Annotated in this window: 20 protein-coding genes and 1 other annotated feature; all 20 genes read left to right on the forward strand. The window is 36.1% G+C overall.

The window, feature by feature from the left end; all coding sequences use genetic code 11:
- Positions 1-50 precede the first annotated feature (50 nt).
- The 20 genes from murC (at position 51) to rsfS (ending at position 18,380) form a co-directional block, all read left to right on the forward strand.
- Positions 51-1,364, forward strand: coding sequence for a UDP-N-acetylmuramate--L-alanine ligase (murC, locus tag AAA915_RS07095; protein ID WP_338201020.1), 1,314 nt, complete (start codon positions 51-53; stop codon positions 1,362-1,364).
- Between the two features lie 163 nt (positions 1,365-1,527).
- Positions 1,528-4,203: a DNA polymerase I gene (polA, locus tag AAA915_RS07100; protein WP_338201022.1), complete on the forward strand. Its 2,676-nt coding sequence runs from the start codon at positions 1,528-1,530 to the stop codon at positions 4,201-4,203.
- Positions 4,204-4,215: 12 nt separating this feature from the next.
- Positions 4,216-5,046, forward strand: a complete 831-nt coding sequence (mutM, locus tag AAA915_RS07105; RefSeq protein WP_338201024.1) for a DNA-formamidopyrimidine glycosylase — start codon at positions 4,216-4,218, stop codon at positions 5,044-5,046.
- Positions 5,043-5,645 carry a dephospho-CoA kinase gene (gene coaE / locus AAA915_RS07110; RefSeq protein ID WP_338201026.1) on the forward strand — a complete coding sequence of 201 codons (603 nt, stop codon included), beginning with the start codon at positions 5,043-5,045 and terminating at the stop codon, positions 5,643-5,645. Before mutM ends, coaE begins: the two co-directional genes overlap by 4 nt.
- 1 nt (position 5,646) lies before the next feature.
- Positions 5,647-6,114: a transcriptional regulator NrdR gene (gene nrdR, locus AAA915_RS07115; protein WP_046325124.1), complete on the forward strand. Its 468-nt coding sequence runs from the start codon at positions 5,647-5,649 to the stop codon at positions 6,112-6,114.
- A gap of 2 nt (positions 6,115-6,116) precedes the next feature.
- Positions 6,117-7,475: a DnaD domain protein gene (locus tag AAA915_RS07120; protein WP_338201028.1), complete on the forward strand. Its 1,359-nt coding sequence runs from the start codon at positions 6,117-6,119 to the stop codon at positions 7,473-7,475.
- Positions 7,476-7,483: 8 nt separating this feature from the next.
- Complete coding sequence (dnaI, locus tag AAA915_RS07125; protein WP_338201030.1) at positions 7,484-8,383, forward strand: primosomal protein DnaI; 900 nt, start codon at positions 7,484-7,486, stop codon at positions 8,381-8,383.
- Positions 8,384-8,696: 313 nt separating this feature from the next.
- The gene (gene thrS / locus AAA915_RS07130; RefSeq protein WP_338201032.1) at positions 8,697-10,631 is read left to right on the forward strand and encodes a threonine--tRNA ligase; all 1,935 of its coding nucleotides are present in this window, start codon (positions 8,697-8,699) and stop codon (positions 10,629-10,631) included.
- Between the two features lie 194 nt (positions 10,632-10,825).
- On the forward strand, positions 10,826-11,563 hold the full coding sequence (locus AAA915_RS07135; RefSeq protein ID WP_338201034.1) for an amino acid ABC transporter ATP-binding protein: 738 nt from the start codon (positions 10,826-10,828) through the stop codon (positions 11,561-11,563).
- A 15-nt stretch (positions 11,564-11,578) separates the two neighbouring features.
- A complete protein-coding gene (locus AAA915_RS07140) occupies positions 11,579-12,397 on the forward strand; it encodes a transporter substrate-binding domain-containing protein (RefSeq protein WP_338201036.1) in 819 nt (272 codons plus the stop codon).
- The gene (locus tag AAA915_RS07145; protein WP_294891787.1) at positions 12,394-13,032 is read left to right on the forward strand and encodes an amino acid ABC transporter permease; all 639 of its coding nucleotides are present in this window, start codon (positions 12,394-12,396) and stop codon (positions 13,030-13,032) included. The genes AAA915_RS07140 and AAA915_RS07145 overlap by 4 nt, the downstream gene beginning before the upstream one ends.
- Before the next feature lie 14 nt (positions 13,033-13,046).
- Positions 13,047-13,700 carry an amino acid ABC transporter permease gene (locus AAA915_RS07150; RefSeq protein ID WP_338201039.1) on the forward strand — a complete coding sequence of 218 codons (654 nt, stop codon included), beginning with the start codon at positions 13,047-13,049 and terminating at the stop codon, positions 13,698-13,700.
- Between the two features lie 67 nt (positions 13,701-13,767).
- Positions 13,768-13,879 (forward strand) — a sequence feature (ribosomal protein L20 leader region).
- A gap of 37 nt (positions 13,880-13,916) precedes the next feature.
- Entirely contained in the window at positions 13,917-14,429 is a 513-nt protein-coding gene (gene infC, locus AAA915_RS07155; protein ID WP_046325116.1) for a translation initiation factor IF-3, read from the forward strand.
- Between the two features lie 21 nt (positions 14,430-14,450).
- Positions 14,451-14,651, forward strand: coding sequence for a 50S ribosomal protein L35 (gene rpmI, locus AAA915_RS07160; protein ID WP_034980158.1), 201 nt, complete (start codon positions 14,451-14,453; stop codon positions 14,649-14,651).
- Between the two features lie 36 nt (positions 14,652-14,687).
- Complete coding sequence (gene rplT, locus AAA915_RS07165; protein ID WP_034980161.1) at positions 14,688-15,044, forward strand: 50S ribosomal protein L20; 357 nt, start codon at positions 14,688-14,690, stop codon at positions 15,042-15,044.
- 108 nt (positions 15,045-15,152) lie between these two features.
- Positions 15,153-15,677, forward strand: coding sequence for a YqeG family HAD IIIA-type phosphatase (locus tag AAA915_RS07170; RefSeq protein ID WP_338201043.1), 525 nt, complete (start codon positions 15,153-15,155; stop codon positions 15,675-15,677).
- Positions 15,670-16,785, forward strand: coding sequence for a ribosome biogenesis GTPase YqeH (gene yqeH, locus AAA915_RS07175; RefSeq protein ID WP_338201045.1), 1,116 nt, complete (start codon positions 15,670-15,672; stop codon positions 16,783-16,785). Before AAA915_RS07170 ends, yqeH begins: the two co-directional genes overlap by 8 nt.
- An 8-nt stretch (positions 16,786-16,793) precedes the next feature.
- Positions 16,794-17,435 carry a nicotinate-nucleotide adenylyltransferase gene (locus tag AAA915_RS07180; protein ID WP_046325113.1) on the forward strand — a complete coding sequence of 214 codons (642 nt, stop codon included), beginning with the start codon at positions 16,794-16,796 and terminating at the stop codon, positions 17,433-17,435.
- Positions 17,428-18,024 carry a bis(5'-nucleosyl)-tetraphosphatase (symmetrical) YqeK gene (gene yqeK / locus AAA915_RS07185; protein ID WP_338201048.1) on the forward strand — a complete coding sequence of 199 codons (597 nt, stop codon included), beginning with the start codon at positions 17,428-17,430 and terminating at the stop codon, positions 18,022-18,024. Before AAA915_RS07180 ends, yqeK begins: the two co-directional genes overlap by 8 nt.
- 8 nt (positions 18,025-18,032) lie before the next feature.
- A complete protein-coding gene (rsfS, locus tag AAA915_RS07190) occupies positions 18,033-18,380 on the forward strand; it encodes a ribosome silencing factor (protein WP_338201050.1) in 348 nt (115 codons plus the stop codon).

Below are 18,380 nucleotides of genomic sequence, written 5' to 3' on the forward strand. Positions count from 1 at the left end.
GTTAGAAATGATAAAATAAGAGGCAATGATAAAATTATGGAGTTTGGCAAATGTTAGATAAAAATAAGCAAATTTGGTTTATCGGTATTAAAGGAACTGGAATGGCTTCTTTAGCCTTAGTATTAAATGATTTAGGTTTTCATGTCGCTGGTAGTGACATCAAAAAATATACTTTTACACAAGAACCGCTCGCAAAAGCCGGAATTAAAGTGGCAGAGTTTAGTGCAAACAATATTAAAGATTCTGGTCAGGTGATTGTTAAAGGAAATGCGTTTAAAGATGACAACGTAGAAGTAAAAACTTGTGAAGAAAAGAAGATTGCCTGGCAGAGCTATCCTGATACTGTAGAAGAAATAATCAAGATGCATACCAGTATTGGTGTTTCTGGAACTCATGGCAAAACTTCTACTACTGGTCTTTTAGCTCATGTTTTGGGTGAAGCAGCGCCCACATCATACCTAATAGGCGATGGTGAAGGAAAAGGAGTTAAAGGGTCCCGCTTTTTTGTTTATGAAGCTGATGAGTATCGCCGCCATTTCTTGGCATATCACCCTGATTATCAAATCATGACCAATATTGATTTTGATCATCCGGATTATTTTAAAGATCAAGCAGATTATACTTCAGCTTTTCAAACTGCAGCTGATCAAACCCAAAAGGGACTATTTGTCTGGGGAGGTAATGACAGATTAAGACAACTGCATTCTGTCATTCCTAAATACACTTATGGCTTTGAAGAAAATGATGATTTTCAGGCGGTTGATGTTAACCGCACTACTACAGGCTCAAGTTTTACAGTTTTAAAGCACGGTCAGAAGATAGGTAAGTTTACAATTCATCTTTTTGGCGATCATAATATTTTGAATGCTACTGCCGTGATAGCTGTTGCTTATACTGAAAACATTCCGCTAGCAGACATTCAAAAGGGCTTACTTACTTATCAAGGGGCAAAACGTCGCTTTTCTGAAAAGGACTTTAAGGATATTAATATCATTGATGATTATGCCCACCATCCGACTGAAATGCGTGCGACAATTCAAGCTGCTAGACAAAGGTTTCCCCATAAACGCTTAGTTGTCGTTTTTCAGCCACATACTTTTTCGAGAACAAAAAAATATGCGCAAGATTTCGTAGAAATATTAAGTTCAGTGGATAAAGCATACATTACTCCTATTTATGCTTCAGCTAGAGAAGCTAGCGGAGACATTTCAAGTAATGATTTGGTAGCTAAAATTCCTGGTTCTGAAGTAATTGACCTTGATAATATTTCAGACTTAACCCAGAACAAAGACAGTGTCATTGTTTTTATGGGCGCAGGCGATATCCAGAAATACGAAGATGCTTTAGAAAGATTACTAAAATAAATTAAGTTATTAAGATCGAGTTTCAAGACTTGATCTTTTTGCTTTTTATAACAGATTTTACATGTAATAAGGTACAGAGAAATCGGTATCGTACAAGATGAATGGAAAAACTGTTAAAATGGTAGTTAAATAAAGAAACTTGGTTTAAATTTAAGGAGATCAAATGGCTGATAAAAAATTACTTTTAATTGATGGTAATTCAGTTGCCTTTCGTGCTTTCTATGCACTGTACCGCCAACTTGAAAATTTTAGAAATCCTGAAGGATTGCACACTAACGCCATTTATACATTTAAAAATATGCTTGATGTCGTGCTGAATGACGTTGAACCTGACCATGTTTTAGTTGCTTTTGATGCAGGTAAAACAACTTTTAGGAATAGTATGTATGAAGACTACAAAGGTGGTAGACAGAAAACCCCGTCAGAATTATCTGAACAATTACCCTACATTCAGGAACTTTTGCATGATTTGGGTCTTTCAACGTATGAACTTGATAACTATGAAGCTGATGACATTATTGGTACATTTGTAACTATTGGAGAAAAAGAGGGCTTTAAAATCACAGTTGTTACGGGCGACAAGGACTTGACGCAACTGGCATCTCCTCAAACTACTGTTATGGTTACTAAATCTGGTGTTTTAAACTTGGAAGCTTATACTCCTGAACACATGAAAGAAGTTAATGGGGTTACACCAACTGAATTCATTGATATGAAAGCATTAATGGGTGATAATTCGGATAATTATCCTGGTGTCACCAAAATAGGGCCCAAAAAAGCTTCACAACTTATCCAGGAATATGGCTCAGTAGAAAATCTATATGATCATATAGATGATATGAAGCCTTCTAAAATGAAAGAAAACCTGATTAATGATAAAGATAAGGCTCTACTAGGTAAAAAGCTGGCAACAATTGATCGTAATGCCCCGTTAACTATTGGTATTGATGATGTCAAAAGGCGTGAAGTTGATTACCAAAAATTGCGTAGATTCTATGAAAAGATGAATTTCCGTAAATTCTTGAGTCAGTTAAACCCTGAAAGAACTGCTCAACCAAAAGAACAAGCTGCACAGAATAATAAAGCAGTTGATTTTACAGAGCTTGGGGAAAATGACATTAACAAGTTTGCAGTTAAAGATGGTCAAACTATTACTTTTTACTTAGGAATGCTGGGTGCCAACTATCATTTAGCAGATTTTGTTGGTTTTGCCTTAAAAATTGATCAGAAAATATTTGTTAGTCGCAACGTGGAGCTATTAAAAGAAGATAAACTTAAGAATTTACTTGAAAATAAGCAAATTGCCAAAAATGTGTTTGACTTAAAACGAACTACAGTTGGTTTAAACCGATTGGGTATTCATGCTCGCGGAATTGATTATGACATGTTACTTGCTTCATATTTGATCAATAACGAAAACAATTCTGACGATATGGGTGAAATTTGTCGCATGTACGGTGATGATTCGGTTAAAAGCGATTACGACGTTTACGGCAAAGGTAAAAGCGTCCATATTCCAGAGGACGATCAGGTGTTGTTTAACCATTTGGCTGGCAAAATTGAGGCAATCGAGAACTTAAAAGATACTCTGCTGGCTAAACTAAAAGAACACGAGCAGGACGACCTTTTTGCCAACATTGAAATACCGGTTGCGCGGGTTTTGTCTGTCATGGAGATAAATGGTATCAAGGTTCAAGCTGATACTTTAACGCAGCTCCAGGATGAATTTGCGGTTGACCTCAAGAAAATGGAAAAGCAAATTTATGATGAGGCCGGTGAAGAATTTAATATTAATTCACCTAAACAATTAGGTCATATTTTATTTGAAAAAATGGGCTTAAAGCCAGTTAAAAAGACTAAAACTGGTTATTCGACTTCTGTTGATGTTTTGAATCAGTTGAGGGATGAAAGCCCAATTATTGATCAAATTTTGACTTACCGGCAAATTGCCAAAATACAGTCAACTTACGTTAATGGCCTATTGGATGTTATCCAAAAAGACGGTCGGGTTCATACCAGGTACTTGCAAACATTGACTGCTACTGGTCGCTTGTCCTCAGTTGATCCTAACTTACAAAATATTCCTACCAGAACGGAGGAAGGAAAGCAAATTAGAAAAGCGTTTGTTCCAAGTGAACCAGATGGCTACATTTTTTCCTGTGATTATTCTCAAATCGAATTACGAGTATTGGCACAAGTTTCCGGTGATGAACAAATGCAGGAAGCTTTCAGAACGGGTTATGACATCCACGCTCATACGGCTATGAAAATTTTTCATCTGAAATCAACTGCTGACGTTACACCATTAATGCGGCGCAGAGCAAAAGCCGTCAACTTCGGTATTGTTTATGGCATTTCTGATTATGGCTTATCTAAAAATCTTAATATCAGTCGAAAACAAGCCAAGGAATTTATTGATAATTATTTTGAACAATATCCGCAAATTAAGGATTATATGGATAAAGCAGTTCAAGTTGCTCGAGAAAAAGGTTATGCCGAAACAATTATGCACAGAAGGCGTTATCTGCCAGATATTCATGCCAAAAATTATAATGTGCGCTCATTTGCGGAAAGAACTGCGATTAACTCACCAATTCAAGGTTCAGCTGCAGATATAATCAAGATTGCGATGATTAACATGCAGAAAAAATTGGATGAGATGCATCTTAAAACTAAGATGGTGGTTCAGGTTCATGATGAATTGATTTTTGACGTGCCAAAAGATGAATTAGAAACAATTAAAAAGATTGTGCCAGAAGTAATGCAATCTGCTGTGAGACTCGATATACCTCTTGTAGCTGATTCCGGCTATGGTCACAATTGGTTTGATGCTAAGTAAGGAGTAATTTTAATGCCCGAAATGCCAGAAGTTGAAACTGTCAGACGGACGCTACTTCCCCTGATTAAGGGAAAAACGATTAAAGAAGTAACTGTTTGGTATCCTAAAATAATAACTGGCGATGCCCATGAATTTGCCAGTCAATTAGCTGGTAAAAGAATAGAAACAATTGATCGTTATGCTAAATATTTGCTTATTCGTCTCAGTGGTCATTTAACTGTGGTATCGCATTTACGCATGGAAGGTAAATATCGTTTAGTCAAAGTAAATACCAAAAAAGATAAACACGATCATGTGCAAATTGTTTTTAACGATAATTCTGCTTTGCGTTACAATGATGTGCGTAAATTCGGACGCATGCAGTTGATTAAAACCGGCACAGAGAAAGAAAATACTGGTATTGGCAAATTGGGTGCTGAACCTAATTCAAAGGCGTTTACAGTTTCATACTTGCAAAATGGCTTAGCTCGTAAAAAGAAAAATATCAAAAATACATTGCTTGATCAATCAGTAGTGGCCGGTCTTGGTAACATTTACGTGGATGAAGTTTTGTGGGAAACAAAAATTCACCCATTAAGTATGGCTAATAGTATCCCAGCAGCAAAAGTTGCTGCATTGCATGATAATATTAATTCGTTGATAGAATTAGCTATAGCAGAAAGGGGTACTACTGTTCATACCTATCTTGATGCTAACGGCAAGACTGGTGGTTTTCAAAAAATGTTGCAAGTATATGGTCACAAGGGCGAACCTTGTGAGCGTTGTGGAACTTCTCTTGAAAAAATTAAAGTAAACGGCCGAGGAACTACTTTTTGTCCTAAATGTCAGGTGATCTATAAATGACAACTATTTTGGGCTTAACTGGTGGAATAGCCAGTGGCAAAAGCACAGCAGATATATTTTTTAGGGAAAAACACATACCGGTGATAGACTGTGACCAAATAGCTCATGATATATTAAATATTGGCAATAAAGGTTATGAATTAGTTAGAAAACAGTTTGGCCCTCAAATAATCACTGAAGATCAATTAATCAACCGGGCAGTTTTAGGACAAATAGTTTTCAATGACGAAAAGCAACTTGACATTCTTAATAAAATTACCCATCCGTTGATTTTTAAAGAAATACAAGATAAAATTGCGCTAAACAAGATTGCTAAAAAACCTTTAATTATTGTAGATGCACCAGTTTTGTTTGAAGCAAATGGTCAAAAATATTGTGATTGCACTTTATTAATTGCAATACCTGAATCTTTGCAGTTAAAGCGGCTGATGTTAAGGGATCACTTAAGTAAAGATGCTGCTTTGAAACGCATCCGCAGTCAGATGCCCTTGTCTCAGAAAGAAAAACTAGCTGACTTTGTCATTAAAAATGTTGGTACAAAGCAAGCTCTGAAATATCAACTTGAGCAGTTGCTTCTTAAAATAAAAGAGGAGTATTAATATGGAATGTCCGAATTGTCACAAAAATGCATCAAAAGTAATAGATTCTCGCCCCAGTGATGAAAATCGTGCAATCAGACGGCGGCGTGAATGTGAAAACTGTGGTTTTCGTTTTACTACGTTTGAAAGAGTTGAGACTACACCACTACTGGTAATCAAAAATGATGGCACTCGTGAACCTTTTAACCGTAAAAAAATTTTACACGGCGTAATGGCTGCGGGACAAAAGCGTCCAATATCTAGTTCTCAATTTGAAGAATTAGTTGATCATGTAGAAAACAAAGTGCGTCAGCAAGGAGTTAGTGAAATTTCTTCCAAAAAGATTGGTCAATTAGTAATGGATGAATTGGCTAAAATTGATGATGTCGCTTATATTCGTTTTGCTTCTATTTATCGTGAATTTAAAGATATGTCCAGCTTCATGAAAACCATGGAAGACATGATTGCAAAAAGGGAGAAAGGTAATTAATTATGTTTGAGACAAATGATCCCAAACAACCATTTTTCATTGCTAACAGGGTAGATATTTTTCCTAATGATTTAAGAGTTTTAATCAAATTATACCAGCCACTCATAGGATCTTTGGCACTGGCAGTTTATTTAAGCTTAAATGAAGACTACAATCCGCAGGCGATGCTCTCTGATGCTAAAGGTATCTATTTCTTGCTGGAACAAGCGGACTGTGATATCAAAAAATTATTTCCTGCTTTGCATAAACTTGAAGCAGTTGGTCTAATTGAAAGCCATTTGCTTGCTAATCAAATTATGGGTCATGTTTTGTGCTTCGAACTTAAGAATGTTCCTTCCAGCAGTGAATTTTTTACAACCGCACTTTTAGCAAGTTTATTAAAAGAAAAAGTCGGTATTACAGCCTTTAATAAATTGAGCCATGAGTTTGCCAGAGAAACAAAGCAAAGTCAAAGCAGCATAAGTGGTATTAAGGAAGCACCTAACGTATCTGCATCCTTTATGGAAGTTTTTCATTTACCTGACCAAGAAGCAATTGATCCTTCAATTGATGTTAAAAAAGCTGCTAAAGAAAACAGTTATGCTTCTAAAGATTTTGCCACCGTCAATGAACAAGACCATATTGACTGGGATTTTATGAAACAACAATTTGAAATTTATCAAATTGCGGGCAGTGAAATTGATCAGAATGAAGAAGCTATTCGAGCTGTTATGCGCATGTACGGACTTTCTGAGCAAGAATTTGTTGACGAAGCAATACCTTGTTTACATGGTGATTATCGCTTGAATATGCGTCAAATTAAGCAATCTATCGCTAACAGTATTCATGGCAGTGACACGCGCCGGCATTTGCCAAAAAAGGAAGAAATAACAGACAAGGTCGTCAATAATAGTCACTTAAATGAAGAGCAACAACAGTTATTACAGAAAGCTCAATCTGATTCTCCAGCTCAGTTTTTGTATCATTTAAAAACCGAGCGAAATGATTTTGTTGATGCCAGTGAATATCAAGTGCTTGATAATTTATATAACGATAAAGGAATACCCGCAGAATTGCTTAATATTTTGACTTATGCTTGTTTAAAGAGTGGTCCCAATGTCTCTTTTCGCCTAGCAAATAAAATACTTCATGATTGGCTGCAGCACGGGGTTAAAACTGCTAGTCAAGCTTTGGAATACATGGAAAAGAGAAAAAAGGTACAGGAACAAAGAAGCGGTCGTTATCATTCTTTTGCTCCCAGAAAAACGGTTGAAAAGGGCACGGATTGGAACAAACAAAAGCCAAAAGTAAAATCGGATGTTTCCAGTGCAGAATTAAAAGAATTTTTCAAGAATTTTGAAGATAAAAACGGCATGAAGTAGGTGAAAAAATGCAATCCATCAAAAAAATTATGGTTAAGGGACAAACAGCTAAAGCAGATGAGGAAAGTACAGCTAAAATTAAGCAAAAAGTATTGGCTGAACCCAAAGTGCAACAATTTATCAGCCAGCACCAAGAGCAGCTTAACGACAGTATAATTGATAAAAGCTTACCCAGCCTTTTCGAGTTTTATCTCAGTCAACATAAAAAAGACCCGGTAACTCAAGGATATTATCCTGATTTAATTATGAATAAAAATGCAATTAGTTTAAAGTTCGTTCCTGAGGACAGTAAGCTGATTCATGATAGAGAAATTAGTATTAAGAAACACTTACGCTTAATTAATTTACCTGACGGACTGCATGATATTCGTTTGAGTCAAATTGAACTGACTCCTGAAAGAAAAGAAGTAATGACAGCTATTCAAAAGTTTTTATATCATTATTCTCAGGATATTCATCAAAAGGGGTTATATTTATCAGGTAATTTTGGTATTGGTAAAACCTATATATTGGCGGGATTGGCAAATCAGGTTGCTGCCATGAACAAATATGTTGTTTTTTTACATGTTCCTACTTTTATTGCCAGTTTGGCAAGCCATTTTAATGATAATAGTCTGCAAGATGAAGTTTACACAATTGCAAACTGTGATTTATTAATACTTGATGATATCGGTGCGGAAAACTTGAGTCAGTGGTCACGCGACGAGGTTTTAGCAGTAATTTTACAAGCAAGAATGGATAATATTTTGCCAACCTTCTTTTCGTCCAACTTTGCTATGAATGACTTAGAAGATCATTTCAAAGAGACCAAAAATGCTATTGAACCAGTAAAAGCTGCCAGATTAATGGAAAGAATACATTCTCTAGCCACTGAAATAGTCATCTCTGGTCCTAATCGGCGGCATTAGTGACTAAAAAGTCCAGTTTGAATATTTTTAGTGAAAATATACTTGCATTAAAAAATTATTGGGTTATAATTAACTGCAATGAATGAACATGTTGTAATACGATTCAGAGAGAGAAGCATTATTCTGGAAGCTTCCATTAGTGTTACAACCCACTCATTCGTACCTGAAATTAAAAAGATGGGTTAGATCCGTTATAATCTTCAACGAGATAGTCTGGAGTCCAGACTAAATTTTGGGTGGAACCACGTTAATTAACGTCCCAGTGCTTAACTGCACTGGGATTTTTTTATTTATTTGAATTTTGGAGGAAAAAATGAGTTTTGCAATTACTTTGCCAGATGGTTCTAAAAAGGAATATGAAGATGGAGTATCAGTTTCTGATTTAGCACATGATATAGGTACATCCTTAGGTAAAGCTGCTATTGGAGCAAAAGTAAACGGTCAAGTTGTTTCTTTGGACTACAAATTAAATAAAGATGCTGAAGTTGCAATTATTACCGATAAGGATGAAGTAGGCTTAAATATTTTACGAGCTACAGTAGCCTTTGTTTTTGAAGCTGTTGCTAAAAAAGCTTATCCTGAGATTCATTTTGGTGAACATGCAGCGAATGAAGATGGATTTTTTGTTGATACTGACAAAGAAAATCAGATTAAAGTTAATGAACTTCCAGAATTAGAGAAAGCAATTAAAAAAGTTATTAAGGCTGGAAATAAAATTGAATCTTCTTTCATGTCAAAAGCAGAATTATCTGAAATTTTTAAAGATGATCCGTATAAAAGTGAATTGCTAAAAGCAGAAAAAGATGATCAAATTCAAGTATACAAGCTAGGTGACTTCATTGACTTTGGCTTCGACGTGTTACTGCCTAATACAGGAAAGATTAAGCAATTTAAATTGTTATCGGTTGCTGGCGCTTATTGGAAAGGTCAATCATCTAACCCTATGCTTCAAAGAATTTCCGGTACAGCCTTCTTTAAAAAGGCTGATTTAGATGCAGATATTAAGCGTCGTGAAGAAATTAAAGAACGTGATCACAGAACAATTGGCCGGGATCTTGATTTATTCTTTGTAGATCCCAAAGTCGGAGCTGGATTACCTTACTGGATGCCTAAAGGAGCAACAATTCGCCGGGTAGTTGAACGTTACATCATTGATAAAGAGGTAGCTGATGGTTACCAACACGTTTATACCCCTGTGCTCATGAACGTTGACGCTTATAAAACATCAGGCCACTGGGCACACTATCGTGATGACATGTTTCCACCGATGGATATGGGAGACGGGGAAATGCTTGAGCTGCGTCCTATGAATTGTCCGTCACACATTCAAATTTATAAGCACCATATTCGTTCATACCGCGAGTTGCCAATTCGAATTGCAGAGCTGGGTATGATGCACAGATATGAAAAATCTGGTGCTTTGTCAGGTTTACAACGCGTAAGAGAAATGACTTTAAATGATGGTCATACATTTGTGACCTTAGACCAGGTTCAAAGTGAATTCTCTAAGATTTTGACTTTAATTCTGGATGTATACAAAGACTTTGACATCACCGATTACTACTTCAGACTTTCCTATCGTGACCCGAAAAATACTAAGAAGTATTTTGCTAATGATGAAATGTGGGAAAGAAGTCAGTCAATGTTAAAAAAGGCAATGGATGATATGGGCCTTGATTATGTCGAAGCAGAAGGTGAAGCCGCATTCTACGGTCCTAAACTTGATATTCAGACTAAGACTGCTTTAGGTGCTGATGAAACCATGTCCACTATTCAACTGGACTTCATGCTTCCTGAACGTTTTAACTTAACTTATGTTGGTCAAGATGGTGAAGAACACCGTCCAGTTATGATTCACCGTGGTATTGTCGGAACTATGGAACGTTTCATCGCTTACTTGATTGAAATATACAAAGGGGCTTTCCCAACCTGGTTAGCTCCAGTTCAAGTTGAAGTAATTCCTGTTAACCTGGACGCTCATTCAGATTACGCTAAGAAAGTTCGTGATGAGCTTAATAAGAGAGGCTTTAGAGCTGAAGCAGACTTACGTAATGAAAAATTGGGCTACAAGATTCGTGAATCGCAAACACAAAAAGTACCCTATACTCTAGTTTTAGGTGACAAAGAGCTCAAGGGCAATAGTGTTAACGTTCGTCGCTATGGTACTGAAGAAGAAGTAGCAAAGAGTTTTGACGAATTTATTCGTGAAATTGAACAAGATGTTAAATCATACTCGTGCAATGAATAAAAGAGTAAAAGATAATAAAAAATTTAATAGATGGCAGAAATAGTTTGATGACTTAAATCTTAATATAAAACCGCTAAAATTTGCACGTCGAGTAACAAAATGTAGTGTTGACGGGATGCACTTTTGATTAATTAATCAATTGATAAAAATTAGGTTGGATAATTAAATTAAAACTGCTAAAAGGAGTAATAATTATGTCAATGGTAGAATTTCATGACGTGCAGAAATTTTATGGCAAATTTCACGCGTTGCATAATATCAATTTACAAATCGATAAAGGTGAAACTGTTGTTTTGATTGGACCTTCCGGTTCTGGTAAAAGTACACTTATCAGAACAATAAATCGGTTAGAATCAATTCAGGGTGGCAAATTAATAGTCAACAATCAGGATTTATCCAATCCGAAGACTGATTCAAACAGATTGCGCCAAGATGTGGGAATGGTTTTTCAGCATTTTAATCTCTATAAAAACAAAAATGTCTTGGAAAACGTCATGCTGGCACCAAGAATTGTAAGCCATTTACCCGAAGAAGAAAATAAAAAACAGGCACTGCATCTGCTTGATATGGTTGGTATGGCAGATAAGGCTCAAAATATGCCGGCACAAATATCTGGTGGACAAAAGCAACGCGTCGCTATTGCTCGGTCCTTAGCAATGAATCCCAAATTGTTACTTTTTGATGAGCCAACTTCAGCACTTGACCCAGAAATGATAGACGAAGTGTTGCAAGTAATTAAAAAGGTAACATCAGCTAGTGATATGACTTCCTTGATTGTGACTCACGAAATGGGCTTTGCTAAAGAAGTGGCTAATCGCGTTATCTTTATGGATCAGGGTCATATTGTGGAAGATGATGATAGTACTTCCTTTTTTAAGCAGCCTAAAACAGATCGTGCTCAACAATTCTTAAGCAAAATAATAGCGCATTAAGATGGGGGCATTATCATGAAAAAAATAATTTGCTCAATCTCGCTACTAATCGGAATGTTCCTTTTATCTGGTTGCGGTAATAAAGTCGCTGATCAATCAGCTTTAAAAAATATTCGTTCATCCAATACTATTACTTGGGCTGTTGAAGGTGATAAAAAGCTATTTAGTTTAATTGATATCAGAGATGATAAAGAAAAAGGCTTTGATATTGATATGGCTAAAGCTATTACCAAAGAAATTTTAGGTCCAAAAGGTCAAGCCCGCTTTACTCTTGCCACTTCACAATCAAGAATTCCCTTGCTGAAAAATGGCAATGTTGATGCGGTAATTGCCACTTTGACAATTACTCCTGAAAGAGCTCAAGTAATCAGTTTTTCTAAGCCGTATTTTCAGGCTGGTAAATCGTTCCTTGTTCCTAAAGGATCCAATATTAAAAGGCCAAGCGATCTTAATGGTAAAACTGTAATCGGTATTGTTGGTGATAACTCAGTTGAGGCAATAAAGAAGGTTGCTCCCAGAGCAAAAGTTGTTGCTATGCAAGATTATGGTCAAGCTGTATCAGCTTTGAAATCTCATCAAGGTGACGCTTTGACCAGTGATAATGGTATTTTATATGGTTTAGCAGCACAAAGTCCTGATAGCCTTGAAGTAACCGGAGGAACTTATACTAAAGAACCTTATGGTATTGCAGTAAATAAAAATCAAGAACCTTTTCATAGAGCAATAAATCGGGCCATTGACAAGATTCAGAAAAGTGGAGAATACAATCGCTTAATCAAAAAGTGGTTCGGTCAAGTTCCTGGTTTTAACTATAAGGAGATGTATATTAAATGATTCGGATCTTCAATGATTTTAGTAGTCAACTATTTGCAGGGTTTGGCTGGACTATTTTATCAAGCCTGTTAACACTAGTATTTAGTTTGATTTTTGGTATTTTATTAGCATTATTAGAAGTTATTCCAAATAAAACAGCTAATAGGATTGGTAGGATTTACGTTGAAATCTTTCGTAATATTCCGTTATTGATTATCGTAATGTTCTTTTATCTAATAGTACCTAAATATTTTGTTCAAATTGATGGTTTCACAGCTGGAACTATTGGTCTGTTCCTGTATACCTCGGCTTTTATTGCGGAAATTATTCGTTCGGGTATTCAGTCGGTATCTCAAGGTCAAATGGAAGGTGCCAGATCAACCGGTATGACTTATAGTCAAGCTATGCGTTATGTGATCTTACCTCAAGCACTTAAGATTGTTATCCCACCGCTTGGTAATCAATTTGTTAATTTAATTAAAGATTCTTCAATACTGGCTTTTGTTGCAGGTTTTGATTTGATGTATCAAGCCAATGCAATTGCATCTGTAACTTTTGATACATTTAACAGTTACTTTGTAATCGGCATATTATATCTGGTAATTACTATGCCACTAAGTTATTACATGCGGCACTTAGAAAAGAGAATGGCGTAGGGAGGCGGCTTATAATGCAAACATGGATTAATGCTCTATCATGGTTAAACTTTGGCTTTTTGTTAAAAGGTCTGGCTGTTACATTATTTATTTCGGTTTTTGCAATTGTATTGAGTTTCATTTTAGGTTCAGTCCTAGGAATAATTCGCTATGCTAAGATTAAATTTGTTTCGGCAATTGTAGGCTTTATTATTGATTTAGTTAGAAATCTACCTCTATTATTAATTATCTTTTTTACTTATTTTGGGTTACCAAATATTGGACTCAGGCCAGGGGCAATTTTATCAGCAATTATTGCTATGACGATCTTTGAGTCCAGCATGATTGCAGAAATTGTCCGCTCTGGTATTCAATCAGTAGCAATTGGCCAAATTGAAGGTGCCAGATCAACCGGAATGACATTTGTGCAGTCATTATGGCATGTAGTTTTGCCACAGGCCTATCGGCACATGATACCTACTATTATTGGACAGTTTGTTTCTTTAATTAAGGATACTTCTTTAGCAACTATTATTGTTGTCCCTGAACTTATCCAACATGCGCAAGTTATTTACGGACAAAATGCTAATTATATTGTGCCGATGTTTGCGGCTTTAACGTTTTTATATTTTATCATCTGCTTTACATTATCTGTGATAGGGAATAAACTTAATAAGCGTTTAGTATGATGAAAGAAATTTTTTAAAGTTTATCTTATTGACACGTATACTGAAGACGAGTATAATCACTTTAGTTGAGAACAAGAAGAAGCTTCCCGCTTCTCGCCTAAGTTAAGTTGACCTCTAGGCTGATCGATATTTTCTGTTGATTAAGGGCGGGTAAGGTTTACCCGTCTTTTTCTTGTCCTCAGATTAACACGGAGGTGAAGAATTATTCCAAGGAATTTGATATTGAACGATCAAATTCGCGCTCGCGAAGTTCGTTTAATTAATGAAGATGGTGAACAAGTTGGTGTTGTTACTAAAACTGAGGCTTTACGCCAAGCAAGTGTTGCAAATTTAGATTTAGTTCTAATTTCGCCTAATGCCAAGCCACCTGTTGCTCGTATCATGGACTATGGTAAATACCGTTTCCAGCAACAAAAGAAAGTTAAAGAATCCCGTAAAAAGTCTAAAACGGTCAGTGTCAAAGAAATCCGTTTAAGTCCAACGATTGAGGGTAACGATTTTAACACTAAGTTAAAACATGCGCGTAAATTTATCACTAAAGAAGGTGCTAAAGTACGCGTTTCGATCAGGTTCAGAGGTCGAGCAATCACTCATAAGGAACTAGGTCGTGAAGTATTGGAAAAAATGGCTGAAGCTACATCTGATATTGCTACTGTAGTTAGCAAACCTAAGATGGAAGGCCGCTCAATGTTCTTAATGCTCGCTCCGAAGAGTGACAAAAATAATTAGTTAATTTGGAGGAATTAGAAAATGCCTAAAATGAAAACCCACCGCGCTTCTGCTAAGCGTTTTAAGAGAACTGCTTCTGGTCAATTAAAGCGTCATCACGCTTTTACCGGCCACCGTTTCCACGGCAAGACTAAGAAACAACGTCGTCATTTGAGAAAGGCTGCAATGGTTTCACGCAGCGACTTGAAGCGCATCAAACAGATGCTCTCTCAAATGCGTTAATTACATCAATCAAACGATATTTAGGAGGAATTTTAGATGCCAAGAGTTAAGGGTGGAACAGTTACACGTAAACGTCGTAAAAAGATTATGAAGCTTGCCAAGGGTTACCGTGGCGCAAAGCATATGCAATTTAAGGCTGCAAGTACACAGTTATTTGTATCTTACAGATATGCATTTCGTGACAGAAGAAGACGTAAGAGCGACTTTAGAAAGTTATGGATTGCCAGAATCAATGCTGCAGCAAGACAAAATGATATTTCATATTCTAAGTTAATGCACGGCTTGAAATTAGCTGGTGTTGATATTAACCGTAAGATGTTAGCTGATATTGCTTATAACGATTCAAAGACCTTTGCAAAATTAGCAGAAACTGCTAAGAAGGCTTTAAATTAACCAAAATAGCGCTTATGGCGCTGTTTTTTTATGTCAAAATTTAGCACTTGCAGCTGATAATTTGGTATATTAAACTAGTGCAATGGATATAGATGAAGGGAATTTTGCATGTTATTCAGACCACGCTATACGATTGATACAATTTATCATTTAAATACTGCTGAGCTGCATAAAATGGGCATCAAAGCTGTTTTTTCAGATTTAGATAATACTCTTTTGGCTTGGAACGAGTTTGAAACTGCAGAAAAAATGAATAGTTTCAATAAGAAGTTAGAGCATGCTAAAATTAAGCTTGTTGTAATTTCCAATAACAATGCTGAAAGAGTAGGTAGAGTATTGAATCCTTATCATATTGACTTTGTTGCTAAATCCAAAAAGCCGTTACCTTTCGCGATCACTCGCAAAAGGCAAAGTATGGGTTTAAAAAAAGAACAAGTCATGATGGTGGGGGATCAGCTGATTACTGATATTCAGGCAGGAAATCTAGCTGGTGTAGAATCAGTGTTAGTAAAACCCCTTATTGAAACTGATAAATGGAATACCCGTATTAATCGTTTTTTTGAAAAAATTATTTTTTTCCTTTTAGGCTTATCACATCCCGTTACATTTAAGGAGACTATAAAAAATGGATGACCAAATTATATGTATTGGTTGTGGTGCTGTGCTTCAATCTGATAATGTAGAAGAAGCCGGCTATCTTCCGGCTGCACGTTTAAAGCAGGCAAGAGAAAGCAAAGATGAGGATAATGACATTTATTGTCAACGTTGTTTTCGCTTGCGTCATTATAATGAGATTATGCCAGTCAAAGCAGACAATGATGATTTTTTAAAGTTATTGAATTCGCTAGCAGAAAAAAAAGCATTGGTTGTTAATGTGGTAGATCTGTTTGATTTTACTAACTCTTTGCTTTCAGCCCTCAAGCGTTTTATAGGGAATAATGATTTTATTTTAGTGGGTAATAAATTTGATCTTTTTCCCCAGAATTCTCGTCAAAGTAAAATTAAAGATTGGATGAGGCAAGAGGCTAATAGGCTGGGTTTATACCCTAAAAAGATCTTTTTGGTCAGTGCTAAAAATAAAAAAAATTTGCCGGAATTAATAAGCTACTTGGATCATAATTCCCGAGATCAAGATGTCTACTTTGTAGGGACAACTAATGTTGGAAAGTCAACTCTTCTTAATGCTATTATTGAGCAAATGGGTGATATTCAAAATTTGATTACTACCTCACGTTTTCCAGGGACCACGCTTGATAAAATTGAAATTCCATTGGCAAATGGTCACTTTTTAGTTGATACTCCAGGAATTTTGACCAAGAACCAGTTGGCTACGCACTTAAACACTCAGGAACTGGAGTTAATATCACCTCAAAAACAACTTAAGCCGGTTACTTTTCAACTTAGTCCAGGAAACAGTTTATTTTTGGCGGGTCTTGGCAGAGTTGACTATTTAAAAGGAGAAAAAGCAAGTTTTACAGTTTATGCTGCGCGCGGACTGTATATTCACAGGACTAAAACAGAAAACGCGGATAGTTTTTACGAAAAGCATATTGGTGAATTACTTAGTCCACCTGCAAAAAGTGACGAGTTACCGCCTTTAAAGGGTCAGGAATATCATACTAGTAGTAAAAGTGACTTGCTTTTTGGAGGAATTGGTTTCATTACAGTTCCTGCAGATTGTTTAGTTAAAATTTATACACCTGGTAAAATCGGACTGGGTATTAGACGAGCTTTAATTTAGAGGATATAATGATTGCTATTGCAAAAAATTATCAAAAAACACCTACTGTAGCTGTAGCTGAAGAAAAATTGACACCAAAAAAAGGGCGCCAAATTGGTATTTTTGGTGGAACTTTTAATCCTATTCATATCGGTCATTTGATAGTAGCTGAACAGGTATTAACTAAATTACATTTAGACGAAATTTGGTTTATTCCTACCAATGTTCCGCCGCTGAAAAATGAACCCAGCGTTTCTGCTCAAGATAGGGCAAATATGTTGGAGTTAGGTACTCAAGACAATCCACGTTTTCAGGTAAAACTGTTTGAATTATATCGTGGAGGAGTATCTTATACAGTAGACACATTAAGATATTTACGCGAAACCCAGCCTGAAAATCATTATTACTTGATCATGGGTAGTGACCAAGTCAATAATTTAGGTGAATGGAAGGAACCAACAAAGCTGGCACAATTGGCAACCTTAGTGGGAGTTCAAAGGGCTGGTTATCCTCAGAAGGCAAAATTGCCGATGATTTGGGTTGATTCTCCAGCTATAGATATTAGTTCGACTTTGATTAGACAAACGATTGCAATTGGTGGTTCAATCAGATATTTGGTGCCTGATACAGTTAGAAATTATATTCATAAAAAGGGTTTATATCATGACTGATTTAGTATTTAAGAAAACATATTCTTCTTTATCAAGTTCTGAAATTATTGCTAAGGAAAAGAGTAATATGACTGCTGACCGCTTTGAACACTGTATTGGGGTCAGTAAAACTGCACGTAAACTGGCCGAGCTTAATCATTATGATGTAGATAAGGCAGCTTTAGCCGGCTTTATTCATGATTATGCTAAACAAGTTTCAGTTGATGAATATCGCGAAGTAATTAAAACACAAGGCTTCGATCAGGATCTGTTAAATTGGAATCGTAGCATTTGGCATGGTATTGTTGGTACATATTTTATCCAAAGAGATTTAAAGATTAATGATCCAGAAATATTAACTGCAGTTTGTAAACATACTACAGCTGACGTTGAAATGACAACTTTAGATAAAATTGTGTTCATGGCTGATTATATTGAACCAGGCAGATCATTTCCGGGTGTTGAAGAAGCGCGTAAAATAACTTATGCTAATATTAACCAGGGAGTTGGCTACCAGTTAGCACACACTCTTAAATTTTTAATTGATAAAAGGAATAAAATCTATCCCCGTACTTTAGACGCATATAACGTTTGGGGTATTAAAGAATAAGGAGAAAAATGACTAGCAAAGAAATATTGACTTTTACGTTAAAAGCAATTAGCGACCGTCATGGAGAAGATACAGGTGCTTACGATATGCAAGGACATAGTATTTTAGCCGATTATTACGTAGTTACTAGCGCGGGTTCAAACAGACAATTGCACGCAATAGCCAATGCAATTATTGACGAAGCTCACAAACATAATTATTATGATTACCGTGTTGAAGGTACGAGTGAATCCAACTGGCTTTTACTTGACTTGGGCGATGTTGTCGTAAATGTTTTTACTGAAGATGCTCGTGATTTTTATAATGTTGAAAAATTATGGGTCAACGGTAAAAAATTAGAATTAAAGGAAGATTAG

The sequence above is a fragment of the Lactobacillus rizhaonensis genome (assembly GCF_036246345.1).
Taxonomy (GTDB): Bacteria; Bacillota; Bacilli; order Lactobacillales; family Lactobacillaceae; genus Lactobacillus; species Lactobacillus rizhaonensis.

Bases quoted from the DNA above. Each gene is read 5' to 3' on its own strand.
- murC (WP_338201020.1), top strand. From the start codon at position 51: ATGTTAGATAAAAATAAGCAAATTTGGTTTATCGGTATTAAAGGAACT.
- polA (WP_338201022.1), top strand. From the start codon at position 1,528: ATGGCTGATAAAAAATTACTTTTAATTGATGGTAATTCAGTTGCCTTT.
- mutM (WP_338201024.1), top strand. From the start codon at position 4,216: ATGCCCGAAATGCCAGAAGTTGAAACTGTCAGACGGACGCTACTTCCC.
- coaE (WP_338201026.1), top strand. From the start codon at position 5,043: ATGACAACTATTTTGGGCTTAACTGGTGGAATAGCCAGTGGCAAAAGC.
- nrdR (WP_046325124.1), top strand. From the start codon at position 5,647: ATGGAATGTCCGAATTGTCACAAAAATGCATCAAAAGTAATAGATTCT.
- AAA915_RS07120 (WP_338201028.1), top strand. From the start codon at position 6,117: ATGTTTGAGACAAATGATCCCAAACAACCATTTTTCATTGCTAACAGG.
- dnaI (WP_338201030.1), top strand. From the start codon at position 7,484: ATGCAATCCATCAAAAAAATTATGGTTAAGGGACAAACAGCTAAAGCA.
- thrS (WP_338201032.1), top strand. From the start codon at position 8,697: ATGAGTTTTGCAATTACTTTGCCAGATGGTTCTAAAAAGGAATATGAA.
- AAA915_RS07135 (WP_338201034.1), top strand. From the start codon at position 10,826: ATGTCAATGGTAGAATTTCATGACGTGCAGAAATTTTATGGCAAATTT.
- AAA915_RS07140 (WP_338201036.1), top strand. From the start codon at position 11,579: ATGAAAAAAATAATTTGCTCAATCTCGCTACTAATCGGAATGTTCCTT.
- AAA915_RS07145 (WP_294891787.1), top strand. From the start codon at position 12,394: ATGATTCGGATCTTCAATGATTTTAGTAGTCAACTATTTGCAGGGTTT.
- AAA915_RS07150 (WP_338201039.1), top strand. From the start codon at position 13,047: ATGCAAACATGGATTAATGCTCTATCATGGTTAAACTTTGGCTTTTTG.
- rpmI (WP_034980158.1), top strand. From the start codon at position 14,451: ATGCCTAAAATGAAAACCCACCGCGCTTCTGCTAAGCGTTTTAAGAGA.
- rplT (WP_034980161.1), top strand. From the start codon at position 14,688: ATGCCAAGAGTTAAGGGTGGAACAGTTACACGTAAACGTCGTAAAAAG.
- AAA915_RS07170 (WP_338201043.1), top strand. From the start codon at position 15,153: ATGTTATTCAGACCACGCTATACGATTGATACAATTTATCATTTAAAT.
- yqeH (WP_338201045.1), top strand. From the start codon at position 15,670: ATGGATGACCAAATTATATGTATTGGTTGTGGTGCTGTGCTTCAATCT.
- AAA915_RS07180 (WP_046325113.1), top strand. From the start codon at position 16,794: ATGATTGCTATTGCAAAAAATTATCAAAAAACACCTACTGTAGCTGTA.
- yqeK (WP_338201048.1), top strand. From the start codon at position 17,428: ATGACTGATTTAGTATTTAAGAAAACATATTCTTCTTTATCAAGTTCT.
- rsfS (WP_338201050.1), top strand. From the start codon at position 18,033: ATGACTAGCAAAGAAATATTGACTTTTACGTTAAAAGCAATTAGCGAC.